Origin of the sequence: Moorena sp. SIO4A1 (assembly GCF_010672065.1) — a bacterium.
Taxonomy (GTDB): Bacteria; Cyanobacteriota; Cyanobacteriia; order Cyanobacteriales; family Coleofasciculaceae; genus Moorena.
Genome location: NZ_JAAHHX010000999.1, coordinates 1 through 1,103, shown reverse-complemented (window position 1 = coordinate 1,103; position 1,103 = coordinate 1). Strand labels below are relative to the sequence as shown.

General features: G+C 47.7%; 1 protein-coding gene. It reads left to right on the top strand.

The window, feature by feature from the left end; translation table 11 throughout:
• The coding region (locus F6K53_RS44770) for an ATP-binding cassette domain-containing protein (RefSeq protein WP_293087500.1) at positions 1 to 896 on the top strand (896 nt) is incomplete at its 5' end.
• Positions 897 to 1,103: the final 207 nt, after the last annotated feature.

Genomic DNA, 1,103 nt, shown 5'->3' with positions numbered 1-1,103 from the left:
TTACTGCCCAGATTGTCATTCAACGCCTCACAGAAGTCATCGACGCCACCCCAGAAGACGAAAACGACTTCAAAAAGCCCTGGGCCCAAATTCCCGGCAATGCAGATATTACCTGCACTAACCTCAACTTCCACCATGCCGGTAGAGTTGACCTGCTGCAAGATTTTTCCTTCACGATTCCAGGCGGTAAAGCCATTGCCTTGATTGGTAAATCTGGCTGTGGCAAAAGTACCCTCGCTAAGCTAATTGCTGGTTTATATTCCCTCGGATCTGGTAATATCCGCTATGGTCTCTACAACCAGCAAGACCTCTCAATAGAATGCCTGCGGCAGCAGGTAGTGCTGGTGCCCCAAGAAGCCAACTTCTGGAGTCGCTCGATCATTGACAACTTCCGCTTTAGCCATCCGGACGTCAGCTTTGAGAGCATTGTCGAAGCTTGCCAGATAGTCGGTGCCGATGAGTTTATTAGCGAACTCCCTGACAAATATCAAACGGTCTTAGGGGAATTTGGTGCGAACCTCTCTGGTGGTCAAAAGCAAAGATTAGCGATCGCCAGAGCGATAGTCACCGACCCGCCAATACTGATTTTAGATGAATCTACTGGCGCTCTTGATCCGGTGAGCGAAGCCCAAGCGCTAGATAAATTGCTCTCCCACCGACAGGGCAAAACCACAATTATGATTAGCCATCGCCCCAAAGTGATTGAGCGTGCCGATTGGATTGTCATGCTCGAAAAAGGGAAATTGAAAATCTCTGGCACCCCAGAGACTCTGCGTTATCAAGCTGGGGACCACTTAGACTTTCTAGACGACGTTCACCCATCAACGAACGCTTTGCTAGTGAAATCGGAGAGTTTTCATGCTAACGGCAGTTCTCCCAACAGTGCCCTGCGTTAAGTTAAACCCTAACCCGAAAATAGGCCTCTGGAGCAGGGGATAAAGAGTTTCATCATGCATGTTGTGGATGAAGCAAAGCTATCCCATAGGGAATGGCCGCCCATGGGGCTCTGTATCATTATTAATCCTATATTAAAAGTTTCTGACATCTATTGCAAGTAGAAAAAACCGAAAACTAGAAATACAAAGATCATGGTTAGCAACTCC